Here is a 15,611-nt window from a genome sequence, read left to right as displayed (position 1 = left end):
AGGTGAATTATGGCGGCTATAAAAATTCACCATTGACGATTGACAATTCACCATCATTGTCTATTAAAGTTAAGAATTTATTTTTATCAATACATAAATCCTATTTTATGAATGTTTTATTTTAACATTAATTAACGGATGATTTTTATTTCTTACTTTTGAAGGATTCAATTTTATACAATGAAATTATATAGATTTTCTTTATTGATGCTGGTTTTGGGCAGTACTGCAATGGCGCAGACCCAAAAATTTACAATGGCGGAGGCAGTAAATGGACTGAGATCGAATCTTGCCGTGAAAAATATCTCCCAATTTTCATGGTCTGCAGACGGTAAATCATATATCCAGGCTGTAAAAGGCGGTTACCTGATCACTGATCTGAAGACGAATAAGCAGGATACTCTGGTATCTTTGACGCAGCTCAACAAATCATTTTCTGATGCAAAACTGAAGGCTGTTCCTCAAATCAAATTTATCAGCAGTTCAAATGGTTATTTCAATGCCAAAGATAAAATGGTCTGGATTGAAAAATCAGGAAGTGACTGGAAAGTAAAAACTTCGGCTGCAGTAGACGAAAATGCGTCTAATGTAAAAGTATTCGGAGATAACCAGACTTTTGCCTTTACGGTAAAGAACAATTTATTTATCAGCAAAAACGGAAAAACAACTGCCGTAACCAATGATTCTGATGAAAATATCATCAACGGAGGCGCAGCAGTTCACAGGAATGAATTCGGAATTGATACCGGAATTTTCCCGGCTCCCAACTCTGAAGCCGTAGCTTTCTACAGAATGGATCAGACGATGGTGGCAGATTATCCGATCATTGACTGGTCTGTAACACCTGCCGCAAACCACAATATCAAGTATCCGATGGCTGGCGAGAAATCTCATGAGGTGACGCTGGGTGTTTACAATATTAAAAACCAATCAACTACTTTTCTTAAAATTGAAGGAGAAAAAGACCAGTACTTAACAGCCGTTACCTGGAGCCCGGATTCAAAATATATTTTTGTAGGCGTTCTGAACCGTGGCCAGAATCATGTTAAAATGAATCAGTACGATGCTGTTACAGGAAATTTTATCAAAACGTTGTTTGAAGAAACCAGTGACAAATATGTAGAGCCTCAGCATCCGCTTACTTTCTTCCCGAATTCCAATACCGATTTTATCTGGCAGAGTCAGAGAACGGGATATAACCATCTTTTTCACTACAGTCTGGAAAAAGGGCTGGTTGCTCAGATTACAAAAGGAGACTGGCTGGTAACCGATATCTTAGGCTTTAATGAAAAGAAAAAGGAGATCTATTTCACATCTACGAAAGAGACTCCTATGGAAAAACATTTATACAAGATCAACTGGACCAGCTTTAAAATGCAGCGTTTAGATGATGCATCCGGTGTACACACGGGAATCCTGAGCAGTGACGGAAATTATCTTTATGATATTTACAGCAATGCAGGGACGCCAAGATCTGCGAATATCATCAATACCGCGACAGCTAAGTCTACCAACATTCTTACCGCTGATAATCCGTTAAAAAATTACCAGAGACCGGAAATTAAGAATGTAGAGCTGAAAGCTGATGACGGAACACCGCTTTACGGGAAAATCATTCTTCCAACAGATTTTGATGCCAGTAAAAAATATCCTGTTATCGTTTATCTGTACAACGGGCCGCATCTGCAGCTGGTGACCAATACATTCCCGGCATCCGGAAACCTTTGGTATGAATATATGGCGCAAAACGGCTACATTATTTTCACTATGGACGGAAGAGGTTCTGCAAACCGTGGAATGAAATTCGAACAGGCTGTTTTCAGAAACCTGGGAACAACGGAAATGAACGACCAGATGAAAGGGGTAGACTATTTAAAATCTCTTCCTTATGTAGATGCAGAAAGAATGGGAATTCACGGATGGAGCTTTGGTGGATTTATGACAACGAGCTTTATGCTTCGTAAACCTGATGTATTCAAGGTAGGCGTTGCCGGAGGACCGGTAATCGACTGGAAAATGTACGAAATCATGTATGGCGAAAGATATATGGACACACCGCAGGAAAATCCTCAGGGATACGCGGCAGCCAATCTTTTGGATAAAGTTCAGAACCTAAAAGGGAAATTACTGATGATCCACGGAGCTCAGGATGATGTGGTGGTATGGCAGCATTCCATTAAATTTATCAAATCTGCGGTAGACAATGGTGTTCAGCTGGATTACTTTGCCTATCCGGGACATCCGCACAATGTAATCGGGAAAGACAGGGTTCACCTGATGCAGAAAGTGACAGACTATTTTGACCAGTATTTGAAGAAATAATAACAGAATCCAGCCGCAAGGCTGGATTTCTTTTTTTAATGTTGAAGTATTTTTTTATCTCATGCAGATTAAAATGATTAAGCTGATCGGGATATTATAGTTTAATCGTAAAATTCTTTAATGATATAGGTGCCGTTATTGATTCTTTTCAGTTCTTTTAAGATATAATACCGGTGAAGAAAACCGGTCAGCACAACGATCTTTTTGCCGGGATACGTTTCAGCAATTTTATAAATATTTTTAGCCATGGTCTGGTTTCGGAGATCCCAGAATCCGGACATCAGCTTAAATCCGTCTCTGTAGCTGATCTTTTTTCCATTGGGTTTCACCACAAATCTTGCCGTAAATTCAGGCCTTCCTTCTATGATTTTCAGTAAATCGGAATATTGTGCACTCTGTCTTTTTTCAGAAATCTGATCTGTGGCTGCATTATTAAAATTCTTCGGGGATAGTTGCGCGATTTTCATCAAATCTTTGGTGGTATTTGTGAAATTTTCATATAGTTTCATTTCAGAAGGAGCCAGTTTCTTGGCTTTATACAGGCTGTCAATTAATTTAACTGATAAATTATCCGTCGGAACCATTCCTCTGTCTTTTCTGTATTGGTTTCTGCCTTCAAAATCAAACGGAAATCTTAATGTTTTTGGATATTTCTGCAGGTAAGAATTACTTGCTTTGATTTCATTCTCTGTAATGCCAATGCCGTTTTCATATTCTTTCATGCCGCGGCTGTCTACTTCATGAAGGATAATGTCTGGTTGTACTTTATCCAAAATGCTGAACAAAATTTTAGGATGATAATTGGGTACGCTGTCATGGATGTTACCGATAACATAGATCTCGGTTTTGTTCTGTGAAAAGCAGAATCCGGTTGATAAAATCAAAAGAAAAGCAAAAATAGATTTCATAGGTAAAGAATTGTGATAAGCTCTAAATATAGCGAAATCCATTCTTAACAAAGGTCAATGCTTTTCACACCTGTCATTTGTAATTTTGTTAATCTAAAAATGTAAAACATAAAAATCGAAAATATGGAATTAGGAATAGGAATGTTTGGCGACCTGGCTTTTGATCAGGCAACCGGAAAATATAGAGATGCAGGCGTGAAGATCCGTGAAATACTGGATCAGGTAAAATTGATGGATGAGGTGGGAATTGATGTTTTCGCGATGGGAGAGCATCACCGTCCCGACTATGCTGTTTCTTCACCGGAAATGGTGCTGGCCGCTGCTGCAAGTATCACCAAAAATATAAAACTGGCAAGTGGAGTTACTGTTTTAAGTTCTTCTGAGCCTGTAAAAGTATATGAAGATTTTTCAACTTTGGATCTGATCTCAGACGGGAGAGCTGAAATATTTGTCGGAAGAGGAAGCTTTATTGAATCATTTCCATTATACGGCTATTCATTAAATGACTATGAAGAGCTTTTTGATGAAAAATTAGAATTGCTGTTAAAAATCAATTCAGAAGAAAATGTAACCTGGTCCGGAAAGCTTCGTGCTCCAATGCAGAACCAGACGGTTTATCCAAGAGCAAAAAATGACGGAAAGCTTTCAATCTGGAGAGCAGTAGGAGGAACACCGCAGTCTGTTTTAAGTGCTGCGAAACTAGGAATGCCTTTGGTGGTAGCCATTATCGGGGGAATGCCGGTACAGTTTAAAAACTTAGTGGAATTCTACAAGCAGGAATACCAGAAAGCGGGACATGATGTATCTCAAATGCAGATTGCCATTCATTCGCATACTTTTGTAAGCGATGATAAAGCTGTGGTGGACGGATATTTCAATAACTATAAATCCCAGATGGACAGAATCGGGGCAACAAGAGGCTGGGCTCCGTATACCAAAATGCAGTATGACGGCGGAAGAGGAAGAGATGGCGCACTGTTCATTGGGAATCCTGCAGAAGTTGCTGATAAAATTGCTTATATGAAAGAGATTTTTGGCATCACAAGATTCATCGGGCATATGGATATTGGTGATCCGGCGCATGATATTATGATGAAATCTATTGAATTGTTCGGCGAAAAAGTGAAACCGGTTATTCAGAATTTATAAAATGAACCCTCCGCATTGATTCTGCGGAGGTTTTTATTTTTAGTGCATATGTTTATAAAAATTGGAATTCTGTTAATTAATGGTATTTTTGGTTAAAACTATTTAAAATGAAAAAAATTCTGACGGTTTTTGCCACTTTTATTTGCTTGATGATGTATGCTCAGAACGTAGAGAAAATTGCAAAAGAAGTGAAAGAAGAAGGTGTAGAGCTGTATCGCAGTGAAATGGCCAGTTGGTATGGTACAGATGTTTTCAGGGAAAATTATAAAAACATGGATGATGTTGGGGGATATTTTTCTTATATAGATGATAAAGTTCCAAAATGTGTTTTCTTTTCCAAGAATCATAAAGTCATCGGAACAATATCCTTTCCTGCCAATTACAACCCGAAAGATGCTAAAACGGATTTTGAAGAAAGAGAATTTACGCCAAAGGAGCAGGATTATTTTACCATAAGGCAGAAGGCTCTTGAAAGAGTACAGAATGACACTATTTTTAAGGTTTACAAAAACACTAATCTTAATTTAGTTCCCGTTATTAGAAATAATTTAAAAAAAGTATATATTTTGACGGGAACATCTGCATCGAATACTGTAATTTTCGGGAACGACTACCTGATTCATTTTAATGAAAGAAATGAAATTAAAAATGTTGAGAAACTTCATCAGGGAATGGTTGTACAAAAACTTCATGAAGAAAATGAATCAACAGTTGGAGGTGCGCACACTCATATATTGGATAACTGGCAGACAATTACCCCTACGGATGTATGCACTTTAATGCTTTATCAGAGATTTACAAATTGGAAAAATTATACAGTTGTTTCAAAAAAATATATAAGTATCTGGGATACCGGATCTGAAAATTTGATGGTGATGAAATCTAAAGATTTTGAAAAAATGTCAGAAACTATAAAAGAGAGGAATCAAGTAAAGAATAATAAATAATTAATGTCACAGTCCCAAGACCCTTTACACGGAAAAAGACTCGATGCAATTCTTGAAGAGCTGGTAGAATACTATGAAGGCTTTGAGAAACTGGGCGAGCAGATCAATATAAAATGTTTTACAGATAACCCCAGCATAAGCTCTTCCCTGAAGTTTCTCCGGAAAACACCATGGGCAAGAACCAAAGTGGAAAGCCTGTATCTGTACGTATTGAGACAGAAAAAACGAAACGGAGAAAAGAACGGAAACTGATAGGTATAGTGTTTTGAGATTTTTGTTTTACAATGTATCAGGAACCAATCATTTCAAAAAATAGTATATTTGTGCAGTTAACTGTGAAAAAATATCACGAAAAAAAAGAAAGAATATGACAATTGAAAATAATCATGTTGTAGCAGTAAGTTATGTACTTCACACAATCGAACCGGATGGAAGCAAGATTCTTGTAGAAGAAACGACAGCAGAAAACCCTCTTACATTTTTATACGGTGTAGGAAGAATGATCCCTAAGTTTGAACAGAATATCCTTGGTCTGAAAGCCGGAGATAAAGCTGCTTTTGTTATTGAAGCAGAAGAAGCTTACGGAGAAAAAGATCCGAATTCAATCGTGCAGCTGCCTATCGATATGTTCCAGGAATCAGGAACTCCGCCTATTGGTGCTATTTTGCCTTTATCAGATGGTCAGGGAAATAATTTCCAGGCATTTGTAGTAGAGGTAACTCCTGAAGGAGTAGTGGCAGACCTTAACCACCCAATGGCTGGGAAGGTTTTAGATTTCCAGGTGGAAATTTTAAATACACGTCCTGCAACAGAAGAAGAACTGTCTCACGGTCATTCTCATGGAATAGACGGAACAGAAGCTCACTAAACCATACTTAATGTCCGGATTTTTTCCGGACATTTTTTTCTTTATTCTAAAAATTCTCCACTTACATAAAACCAGCGGTTTTGAATCATTTTGAATTTTGATAATTCGTGATGAACCTGCTGATGCCCTTCCTCATCTGTATAATAGGCCTTAAATTCAACTTTGCTGACAGAAGGCTTGTCTATAATTTCCAGTTTTGTCCATTCATTGATTTCTCCCCACTCCTGAAGATCTTCCCTGTTGTGAAGTTTTCTTTTCGATGGAAATGTGGTCTCCATTAAATAAGCTCCGTTCGGAACAGCAAATGCTGAAAAACGGGAACGCATCAGAGCTTCTGCGGTTGGTGCATGCTTTTCTCCCTTGTGATAAGGCTTGCAGCATTCTTCGTATAATTTTCCTGAGCAGCAGGGACAGTTCATTATGTAATAATTTAAATCAGATATTTCTCTTACGGAAAGACAAAATTAATATTTAAATATTAAACAACAGAAGCAGGCAAATAGGTTTTAGAAGTTTTGTATAAGTATTCATAAATAAATTTTAACACGTCGAGTTCTGGCGTCGTAGGGTTATACTTTTGGATAAGATCACAACTGAGTGATGAACCAAGAAAAGTGCGCACCCAATCATTTTTATTAACCTTTAAAAAATTTATTTTATGGACACATCATCATGTAACCCTAAATCCCCCTTTGTAAAACTGGAGGATAACGGAAAAGCTTCAATCCTTAATTATAACCTGCCTCAGCAAACCACTTACAATTCTGTAAGTTATGTGGGACTTAATATTTCTAAGGAATTGTTTAAGAAAGAGCAGTATACCCAAACGCAATCCACTTACTGGACTGCCATAGATGAGGTAAAGCAACTCAATACACAAGGTATTAAGGAAGCCATTAAAACTGACAATAATCTTATTCAGAATTTTGCCATTCTTGATAAGAATATTAAACTGCAGGCTACAGAACTGTCTGCCATTACAAAGACAACATTATTGAATAAATTACAGCAAACTAAAGCTTTTGCTCCTGAGTTTATTCAGCTGCAGGCTGTAAGAAATGACGGGGCAAAAATAGCCGAAGTAAAAAGTGTACTTCCTACCATTAACATTAAAGATGTAGTGAAGGCAGAATTTATTGACGATGATTTAATTGCTCAAAAACTGTCCAAAGGTCTGATGCCTGTAGCAGTTGAGCGTTTTTCAAAAAAACCGGAAGTTTTATATATTCCCAGACCGAAGGAAGCCAATCCTACCTTAAGTATGGTGCTTCACCTGAAAATGGCTTCTTACCTTGGAGATTACGGAGCGGGACAAACTGTTAAAACATTCTCTTTACTTCCCGGAGAAAAAACTACAATCACAGTTCGTTCATATCAGCACGATGAAACTAAAAAAGAACAGTCACAAAATGTATTGGACAGTTACAGTGAATCAAGTGCAGATGATCTGCAAAATACCGTAGAAAAAGAAACGCAGTTTACAACCGGATCATCTAAGGAAGAAACGACTTCTAAAACCGGAGGGTGGAATGCCGGTGGAAGTATCGGCCTGAATCTTGGGTTCTTATCCATCGGCGGAGGCGGAGGTGGGCAAGGAAGCAATACAGAGGGTTCTACTTTCAATTCCAGTGTACAAACCCAGGTAAGCAATCTTGTTGGTTCTGTGAGTCACCATGTTTCAAAGGCAGACAGTATGCGTCAGATTGATGTTAATTCAGAGAGCAGCAGTCTTCGTATTAATGAAAATGAAGAAACGATCGTTCGTGAATTGGAAAATATCAATAAAAGCAGAGTGCTGAATTTTGTTTTCCGCCAATTATTACAGGAATATTTCAGTGTTACCTACCTGCACGATGTTTCATTTGTTTATTACAATGGATTTCCTGAGAGCAAACGCACCGTAAAGCTGGCACAGCTTCCTGAATTGCTTAGAGAAATATTGGTTGACGAAAATGCGGTTAATCAGATCAAAAACCAGGTATATAGTTATTTATGCAGTATTTATAACTACCAGGGTGTTCCGTCCAGCTTTATAGAAAAAGTGGAAGAAAAACTTGGAAATTGTATCAATCCTGAAATTCCTGCACAAACGACATACTATGTTCGTAAACGTAAAGGCCTTTCACAAATGTATAATGATAAATCTGTAGACGGAATTATTCTGGATGTAACCCACAGAGTAATGCGTACTCCTTCTCTTATAGTAGATGCATTATTAGGACAGGGTGAAGCGCTGGATTGCTACAATCAAAATTTACAAAGTGCTGCTGTATTGGGAGCTCAATTAAATAATGAGACTTTAGAACTTCAAAATAGCATTGCAGGAAACGAAATCAAGCGCGCAGCCGGACGTTTTGAAATGGAAACACAACAGTGGGAGCAGGAGAAACAGCGTATAGATCAGGCCATGGGTATCATCGACAAAATAGATGATGCAATGGAAAAAGCCAAACTCTATAAGAAAATTTTCACAGACTGTTGTGATGTACCACAAAGTGGAGGTTGCGGTTGCAATGGCACGTCGGAAGAGAAAATATAATGATTTAATAACCAATCCTCCGTACTGCAAAGCTACGGAGGATAAAAAAATAACGTTATGCCAGAGAAAAAAGTATTAACAACTATAGATAACGAAGATGGTACAGTAACCCTTGTATATACCGATGGTACAGTAGCAAAAATAAAAAACTGGGGAGAATTGGAGGAAGTCGTCGTTACAGCGGATAAAATTAAACCTAAATGGTGGCAGCAGTACGATTCTGAAAAATCAGAACAGGCACGTTTAAGCTGGAACCAATGGATGCCACAAAATTATACAGATTATAGCCAAAATAAAAACACTCCCAAAGCACTACAGACAAAAGCTGTAGAGCCGAAAGAGCCCTGGCAGCAGATGATGTCCTATCAGAGACCTGTAATGCCATATGACGGACCTGATTACAATAGAAATGCAAGACTGGAGCAGCAACGGTGGGATTTTATTAATGAAGAAGCAGGAAAAGACTACACATTCCAGGATAATGGAAAAGAGTATTTAACAGTAATTAAAAAAGAAAAAAATAACCTTCCTCCTGATGCTGAAAGTGAGTCAGTATATGTAACTTATAAAGGGAAACGCTATTCTACAAACTCTATGATGACCATATATGGGAGAAATGAAAAAGGGTATAAAAGTAAAACACCTGCATTTTCAGGAATATATGAGCTTGAAAGGCAGGATCTGATAAATCTCTTAGGATACGGGCGGTTTGTATTTACTACAGCAGGTATGCGAAACTGGAATAAAGAAGATGTAGTGGCAAGAGAATCCAATGCAGGACCTTTAAAAAATAATCGGAAATTATTGGATTTCAAAAATCAGTTGTATAATTTGTTTGAATTAAATACTGGTAAAAAAGAAGGAGTAAGATCAAAGCTGGATTATCTTTTTGCTATTGATGGAACATTATATAATGCTAATGAAGCGGGAAACTATGTATGGTCTATGATTCTGACTTATGAAGGACTTCTTTTTACACCTAAACAATTTGCCAGTTTTTCAGGACTTAGAACCGATGAATTTTGGGACAGTAGGGCTATTAATAAAGGCGTCAAAAAAATGAATATAATGTCGATCAGTAATAATGATGAAAAATTCATACATGACGTGTTTTTACGTTACAGAGATGATTATAATTTGTTTTATAGGGAGCATGATGAATTTACAAATTATAAACCTTCGGGGTTATTAAACGGATTAAAAGATTATCGTGATACCGAAGGCGAACAACCCATCATTTATACAGATTAACATTAAAAATGAATTTCTTAATAATCATTTTCAAAAAATATTTGAAAAACCGCCTTCAAAAAAGCATCTTGGTTTTAGGAATGCAAATTTTTGATGTCAAATCAGGTTACGAATCAAATTAACAGTAAAAAAAGAAGCACCCCAAAAAGGGTGCTTCCTGATATATTATTTTATAAAACCTCTGTTTCTCAATAAAGGCTTAATATCCGGATCATGTCCTGTGAAATCTCTGAATGCCTGATTAAGATCTACAGAGTTTCCTACAGAAAGAATATATTTTCTGAAACGGTCACCATTTTCTCTGGTCAGTCCGCCATTATTTTTAATCCATTCCCATGCATCGTTATCAAGGGTCTCAGACCATAAATAAGCATAATATCCAGCTGAGTATCCTCCGCCCCAGATATGCGCGAAATAAGGAGTATGGTATCTCGGCGGTACCGTTGCCAATGTAAATCCGTGGCTGGCTAATGACTGTTTTTCAAAATCCAGTACAGGAATCAGCTGACTTTCATTGGTCACCGTATGCCAATCCATATCAAGCGCTGCTGCAGACACAAGTTCCGTAGTCATATATCCCTGATTGAAAGTCGCTGCTTTTTTTATTTTTTCAACCAATGCCTGAGGAATCGGCTGTTTTGTTTCGTAGTGAATCGCGTAATTTTTAAGAACTACAGGATCTAAAGCCCAGTGCTCATTGATCTGCGAAGGAAATTCCACGAAATCTCTCGGTACGCTTGTTCCCGAAAGTGAAGGATATTTCTGGCTTGCAAACATTCCGTGGATAGAGTGGCCAAATTCATGGAACATCGTAGAAACATCATCATAGCTGATCAGGGATGGTTTTCCCGGAGCAGGTTTCTGATAGTTGTAGCAGTTTACAATCACAGGCTTTGTTCCCAGAAGATAAGACTGCTCCACAAAATTGCTCATCCACGCGCCGCCGTTTTTAGAATCTCTGGTATAAAAATCAAGATAATAAATCGCGATAGATTTTCCGTCATGATCAAAAACTTCGTAGGTTACTACATCAGGATGATAAACCGGAAGATCAGTTCTCTTTTTGAAAGTAAGTCCAAAGAACTTTTCAGCCGCATAGAAAACCCCTTTTTCCAGAACAGTAGTGACTTCGAAATAAGGTTTGATCTGGTTTTCATCAAGATCATATTTGGCTTTTCTTACCTGCTCTGCATAGAAATTCCAGTCCCATGGTTCTACCTTGAAACCGCCTTTTTGCTGGTCGATGAGGTCCTGGATATCTTTTGCTTCACGTTTTGCAGTTTCCACGGCAGGAGTGGCAATCTGGTTCATCAGCTTAGTCGCTGCTTCCGGTGTTTTAGCCATCTGGTCCTGAAGCTTCCATTCTGCAAAGCTTTTTTTACCTAAGGTCTGAGCTTTTTTAAGTCTGAGTTTAGCCAGTTTTTCAATGGTTTCACGGGTATCATTTCCGTCACCTTTTTCAGCTCTCAGCCATGAAGCTTTGAACAATTTTTCTCTTGTCGATCTGTTTTTCAGATTCTGAAGAAGAGGCTGTTGTGTGGTATTCTGAAGAGCCAGAAGATATTTTCCAGGTTGTCCTGCGGTTTTAGCATCAGTGGCTGTGGCTTCGATCTCATCGGCAGAAAGTCCGTCCAGTTCTTTGGCATCAGAGAAAAAGACGCCGCCCTGTTTTCTTGCTTCCAGTAATTTATTGGCATACTGCGTAGAAAGAGAAGCCAGCTCCTGATTGATCTGCTTTAATTTTTCCTTATCTGATGCAGAAAGATTAGCGCCTGCAATTTCAAAATTCTGTTGGTAATATTGGACAAGTCTTTTTCCTTCGGCATCTAAACCGTCTTCTTTAATGGACTTGATTCTTTTATATAAATTTTCATTCAGGTACATTTTATCTGAATGGGCTGCAAAAATAGGAGCATATTCTTCATCTAAAGCCTGAAGGGTAGGGTTTGTATTCGCGCTTGTAAGATTGGAGAAAACAATTAAAGCTCTTTTCAGAACCTCACCGCTTTTTTCCAAAGCAACAATAGTATTTTCAAAAGTAGGGGCTTCCGGATTGTTGGCGATCTTAAGGATCTCAGCATCATGCTGTTTAAGACCGAATTCGAAAGCGGGTTTGAAATGTTCGTTTTTAATTTTATCGAATTCCGGAGCTTCATATTGAAGCTTGCTTTTCTTCATAAATGGGTTGGAAGACAAAGATGGATCGGTAACAGGAACCTCCTGTTGAGTATCGGTTTTCTTCATTGTAGTACATGATTGGTTAAGTGCCAGGGCAGAAATTAACAATACCGATGAAATATTTTTCATAAATTAGTTGTTATTAAAGTATAAAGATATTAAAAACTTAATTTATAAAAGCAGTAAACATGAAATCAACAACTCTTTTTGTATTTTCAGCAGTCGCGCTGATGGCCTGTAATGAAAGACATGACAGAAGAAATAACGGTAATAATAATGATAATAATGACAATAACAACAACGGCTGGGTAGACAAAGTAATCGATAAAGAAAGCGGCCCGGTGAAAGAGAAAACATTTAACGGAGATTTTGACGAGATAGAAGTTTCCCAAGCTATTGATGCTGAGATCATTAAATCCGATGTTGAAAAAGTGGTTATTTCTGCTCCGGAAAATATCATCAATGAAATTCTTGTGGACAACACTAACGGAAGCATTCATATCCATTACAAAAGAGGAATCAGAGTAATGAACAGCCACAATGTGAAAGCAAAAATCTATACCAAAGATTTCTCTAAGCTTACAGCCAATTCAGCGGCGAGTATTGTGATAAAAGATAAATTTACCCAGGATAAAATGGATTTGAATATATCCAGTGCGGCCAGCGTTTCCGGAGATCTTGAAGCTAATGATTTTGATATTTCGGCAGACAGCAGCAGCAGTTTCAGCGGAAAAGTATGGGCGGTAGATCTTGATATCGATGCCTCTTCAGCTGCAAGTATTGATATTTCAGGGAAAACGAAGAATGCAGATATCAGCTCTTCATCTGCAAGCAGTGTAAATGCCAAAGGGGTGATTGCCGACAACGTAAAAGCAGATGCATCAAGCGGTGCAAGTGTGATGATCAGTGCAGTCTCATCTCTGAATGCGGAAGCCTCTTCAGGCGGAAGTGTTGATGTTTCCAAAAAGGGTGAGCTGAAGAGCATCAACAAACAGGAAAGCAGCGGCGGAAGTGTAAGCGTTCAATAGACAGATTATTTAAATAAATATTAGATAACCCTTTAACTCTAAAGTTAAGGGGTTGTTTTTTTTATTAAGTGTCAATGAGTTAGATCTTTTTTTTTCTGAATCGTAGTTTTACTACAAATTCAAAGATTTATCAGGAGTCTTGCATTGGGTGTGAAGTTTTTTTTCTAACTTTAGTGATATAAATAAAAAAAACACACTCAAAAATCATGAAAAATAAAACCTCCAATTCTGACAGAATTTCGGAGAATCAAATAGTCGGTATCAATCGTGTCATAAAGCTGGATATTGTTGCAGATGGTAAAATCATCAATGGTTTTAAACATTTCCGTTTACATCAAAGTGCAAAAAGACACCACAGTTTTGAACTGATACTGGCTCACGATTCTTTGGGAGAAGTCCAGAACCATAACCTTGAAGAAGCCCAGCAGTTTCTGGGAAAACGACTGACAGTGGCCTTTAAATACAAAGACCCTGAAAACGAAAGTCCAGAAAGATCATTTGTAGGGGTCGTTACCAAAGTAGCATTCAGTCAGGAAAAAATGAGTCTTGGGAATATTGTACTGAAAGGATATAGCCCGACCATTCTGATGGACTCCGCTCCACATACCCAAAGTTTCGGAGGAAGCCAATCTGTAAATACCTCTATTATTGCTGAGAGAACCATTAAAGAAGCGTTAGGAACTGATGGTTTTGACTTCAGGGTTGATACGCAGAACAAAAGCTACATCAACTACAGTTCTCAGTACTGTGAAACCCATTACAACTATCTTTCAAGACTGGCAGAAGCTTATGGAGAGCAATTTTATTATGATGGAGAAGTATTACACTTTGGAAAGCTTCCACTTCATGAAAAGCCTGTTAAACTTGTTTATGGAAGTAATATTACAGATGTTCAGGTAGAGTTAAAAGCAGTTCACACCAAACCCGAATACTTCGGTTACAATGGCAGCAGCCATACAAAAATGCTGGGTTCCGATGATCAGATTAAACACACCGGAAGCTTATCAGCAAAAGCCTATGAACTGAATAATAATATTTTTAAAACCCGTTCACTGACTCCAACACCTGTTAATGCCAATATGTTTCTGGATGTGGATGATTCCCAGAAAAGTGCAAGAGGAAGTAAAGCCGTAGAGGTTTTTACCGTTTCCGGAAACACTACGGTTCCTTTTCTATACATAGGTTGTGTGGCAGATATAGATATGAGAAATCAGGACACTAATGAGACTTCTCATTTCACAACTTTGATGATGACAGAGGTAAATCATGAAGTGGATGGCAGAGGTTATTATAATGGAAGCTTCGAAGCCATAGCTGAAGGAACCGGTTTTATGCCTAAGCCTGATTTCGTAATCCCTAAAGCAGAACCACAGATCGCAACAGTCATTTCCAATATTGACCCTTTGAATCAGGGAAGAATACAGGTGCAATTTGACTGGCAGCTCAATGATACTACTCATTTTATCCGAATGATGAGTCCGGATGCTGGAGGAACAGATGTTATAAGCCAAAACAGAGGATTTGTGGCTGTTCCAGAAATTGGAGACCAGGTGATGGTAGGTTTTGAATACCACAATCCGGATTTTCCTTTCGCAATGGGCGGAATGTTTCACGGAGGTGTTGGATTGGGCGGAGGGGTAGACAATCGTGTGAAATCTTTACAAACAAGAAGCGGACACCGTTTGGTCTTTACAGAGGATGAAAGTATTTTGCTCACAGACAAAAGCGGAAATGAATTAAGGTTTGATACCGAAGGAAGTAACATCAACATCACCGCTCCCGAAACCATTACCATAAAATCAAAGAATCTGAAATTTGATATTGAAGAAAATATTGAAACCAGAGCAGGAAAAAATATGGACACCAATGTGGGAGAGAATATCAAGATTGTTGCCAGGCAGGAGATCAGCCAGGACAGTGGTAAGAAAACCATCATCAATGCCGGAACCAATACTGAAATATCAGCAAAAGCCCATTTAGACCTGTATGGCAAAGAGAAATTCATAGGGTATACAGACGGACAGACGGAATTTGGAGCAAAAGACAGAATGCATGTGTATGGTGCTAATTCATTATTGACTGCTAAAGATAAGATTGAGTATAAAGCTCCTCAGATGAACAAGCTTCCTGAGAATGGGGCGTTTGAGTATACAAAGGAAAAGCAGATTGTGAGTGTTCAATGGATGGATGCGGAGGTAGAAGAAAATCCAGAAGCAGCATTTTTAGGCGATAAACTTAGTATATTAGTTCAAACAAGAAATTTTGAAGAAGGAGAAACGGTTAATATTGATATTGAAGATGATATTGATGGAGAGATTAAGGAAATTTCTTATTCAGGAGCTGTCGATAAAAATGGCTTAGCTATTTTAAAACAGGAAGTTGAAATTAAGCACGAAGGTAAAAACGAAGAATCTGTTTAAC

Annotated in this window: 12 protein-coding genes; 9 read left to right on the top strand and 3 right to left on the bottom strand. The window is 38.1% G+C overall.

Going from position 1 to position 15,611, the window contains the following annotated elements; translation table 11 throughout:
- Positions 1-180: 180 nt before the first annotated feature.
- Positions 181-2,322 (top strand): S9 family peptidase, encoded by a 2,142-nt coding sequence (locus JET18_RS21195; RefSeq protein WP_228728615.1) that lies wholly within the window; start codon positions 181-183, stop codon positions 2,320-2,322.
- A 101-nt stretch (positions 2,323-2,423) separates the two neighbouring features.
- Here the strand turns inward: JET18_RS21195 and JET18_RS21190 are convergent, their stop codons facing one another.
- The gene (locus JET18_RS21190; protein ID WP_202094561.1) at positions 2,424-3,230 is read right to left on the bottom strand and encodes a hypothetical protein; all 807 of its coding nucleotides are present in this window, start codon (positions 3,228-3,230) and stop codon (positions 2,424-2,426) included.
- Positions 3,231-3,353: 123 nt separating this feature from the next.
- On the opposite strand from JET18_RS21190, the gene JET18_RS21185 reads away from it, so the two are divergent.
- The 4 genes from JET18_RS21185 (at position 3,354) to JET18_RS21170 (ending at position 6,194) form a co-directional block, all read left to right on the top strand.
- Entirely contained in the window at positions 3,354-4,379 is a 1,026-nt protein-coding gene (locus tag JET18_RS21185; RefSeq protein WP_202094559.1) for an LLM class flavin-dependent oxidoreductase, read from the top strand.
- A 107-nt stretch (positions 4,380-4,486) separates the two neighbouring features.
- Positions 4,487-5,326 carry a hypothetical protein gene (locus tag JET18_RS21180; RefSeq protein WP_228728614.1) on the top strand — a complete coding sequence of 280 codons (840 nt, stop codon included), beginning with the start codon at positions 4,487-4,489 and terminating at the stop codon, positions 5,324-5,326.
- 3 nt (positions 5,327-5,329) lie between these two features.
- Entirely contained in the window at positions 5,330-5,578 is a 249-nt protein-coding gene (locus JET18_RS21175) for a VF530 family protein (RefSeq protein ID WP_202094558.1), read from the top strand.
- Between the two features lie 115 nt (positions 5,579-5,693).
- Positions 5,694-6,194 carry an FKBP-type peptidyl-prolyl cis-trans isomerase gene (locus JET18_RS21170; RefSeq protein ID WP_202094557.1) on the top strand — a complete coding sequence of 167 codons (501 nt, stop codon included), beginning with the start codon at positions 5,694-5,696 and terminating at the stop codon, positions 6,192-6,194.
- A gap of 41 nt (positions 6,195-6,235) precedes the next feature.
- Here the strand turns inward: JET18_RS21170 and JET18_RS21165 are convergent, their stop codons facing one another.
- A complete protein-coding gene (locus JET18_RS21165; RefSeq protein WP_202094556.1) occupies positions 6,236-6,613 on the bottom strand; it encodes a YchJ family protein in 378 nt (125 codons plus the stop codon).
- A 239-nt stretch (positions 6,614-6,852) separates the two neighbouring features.
- Here JET18_RS21165 and JET18_RS21160 point away from each other — a divergent pair, with 239 nt between their 5' ends.
- A complete protein-coding gene (locus JET18_RS21160) occupies positions 6,853-8,733 on the top strand; it encodes a hypothetical protein (RefSeq protein ID WP_202094555.1) in 1,881 nt (626 codons plus the stop codon).
- A 57-nt stretch (positions 8,734-8,790) separates the two neighbouring features.
- Positions 8,791-9,984, top strand: coding sequence for a hypothetical protein (locus JET18_RS21155; protein WP_202094554.1), 1,194 nt, complete (start codon positions 8,791-8,793; stop codon positions 9,982-9,984).
- Positions 9,985-10,149: 165 nt separating this feature from the next.
- Here JET18_RS21155 and JET18_RS21150 read toward each other — a convergent pair whose 3' ends face one another.
- Positions 10,150-12,291 (bottom strand): M3 family metallopeptidase, encoded by a 2,142-nt coding sequence (locus JET18_RS21150; RefSeq protein ID WP_202094553.1) that lies wholly within the window; start codon positions 12,289-12,291, stop codon positions 10,150-10,152.
- A 59-nt stretch (positions 12,292-12,350) separates the two neighbouring features.
- Here JET18_RS21150 and JET18_RS21145 point away from each other — a divergent pair, with 59 nt between their 5' ends.
- Positions 12,351-13,190, top strand: a complete 840-nt coding sequence (locus JET18_RS21145; RefSeq protein WP_202094552.1) for a head GIN domain-containing protein — start codon at positions 12,351-12,353, stop codon at positions 13,188-13,190.
- 206 nt (positions 13,191-13,396) lie between these two features.
- The gene (locus JET18_RS21140; protein WP_202094550.1) at positions 13,397-15,610 is read left to right on the top strand and encodes a type VI secretion system Vgr family protein; all 2,214 of its coding nucleotides are present in this window, start codon (positions 13,397-13,399) and stop codon (positions 15,608-15,610) included.
- Position 15,611: the final 1 nt, after the last annotated feature.

It is taken from the genome of Chryseobacterium endalhagicum (assembly GCF_016745235.1).
GTDB lineage: Bacteria > Bacteroidota > Bacteroidia > Flavobacteriales > Weeksellaceae > Chryseobacterium > Chryseobacterium endalhagicum.
The sequence above is the reverse complement of the archived record's forward strand: the minus strand, read 5'-3'. Positions and strand labels throughout refer to the sequence as shown.

Bases quoted from the DNA above. Each gene is read 5' to 3' on its own strand.
- JET18_RS21195 (WP_228728615.1), top strand. From the start codon at position 181: ATGAAATTATATAGATTTTCTTTATTGATGCTGGTTTTGGGCAGTACT.
- JET18_RS21190 (WP_202094561.1), bottom strand. From the start codon at position 3,230: ATGAAATCTATTTTTGCTTTTCTTTTGATTTTATCAACCGGATTCTGC.
- JET18_RS21185 (WP_202094559.1), top strand. From the start codon at position 3,354: ATGGAATTAGGAATAGGAATGTTTGGCGACCTGGCTTTTGATCAGGCA.
- JET18_RS21180 (WP_228728614.1), top strand. From the start codon at position 4,487: ATGAAAAAAATTCTGACGGTTTTTGCCACTTTTATTTGCTTGATGATG.
- JET18_RS21175 (WP_202094558.1), top strand. From the start codon at position 5,330: ATGTCACAGTCCCAAGACCCTTTACACGGAAAAAGACTCGATGCAATT.
- JET18_RS21170 (WP_202094557.1), top strand. From the start codon at position 5,694: ATGACAATTGAAAATAATCATGTTGTAGCAGTAAGTTATGTACTTCAC.
- JET18_RS21165 (WP_202094556.1), bottom strand. From the start codon at position 6,613: ATGAACTGTCCCTGCTGCTCAGGAAAATTATACGAAGAATGCTGCAAG.
- JET18_RS21160 (WP_202094555.1), top strand. From the start codon at position 6,853: ATGGACACATCATCATGTAACCCTAAATCCCCCTTTGTAAAACTGGAG.
- JET18_RS21155 (WP_202094554.1), top strand. From the start codon at position 8,791: ATGCCAGAGAAAAAAGTATTAACAACTATAGATAACGAAGATGGTACA.
- JET18_RS21150 (WP_202094553.1), bottom strand. From the start codon at position 12,291: ATGAAAAATATTTCATCGGTATTGTTAATTTCTGCCCTGGCACTTAAC.
- JET18_RS21145 (WP_202094552.1), top strand. From the start codon at position 12,351: ATGAAATCAACAACTCTTTTTGTATTTTCAGCAGTCGCGCTGATGGCC.
- JET18_RS21140 (WP_202094550.1), top strand. From the start codon at position 13,397: ATGAAAAATAAAACCTCCAATTCTGACAGAATTTCGGAGAATCAAATA.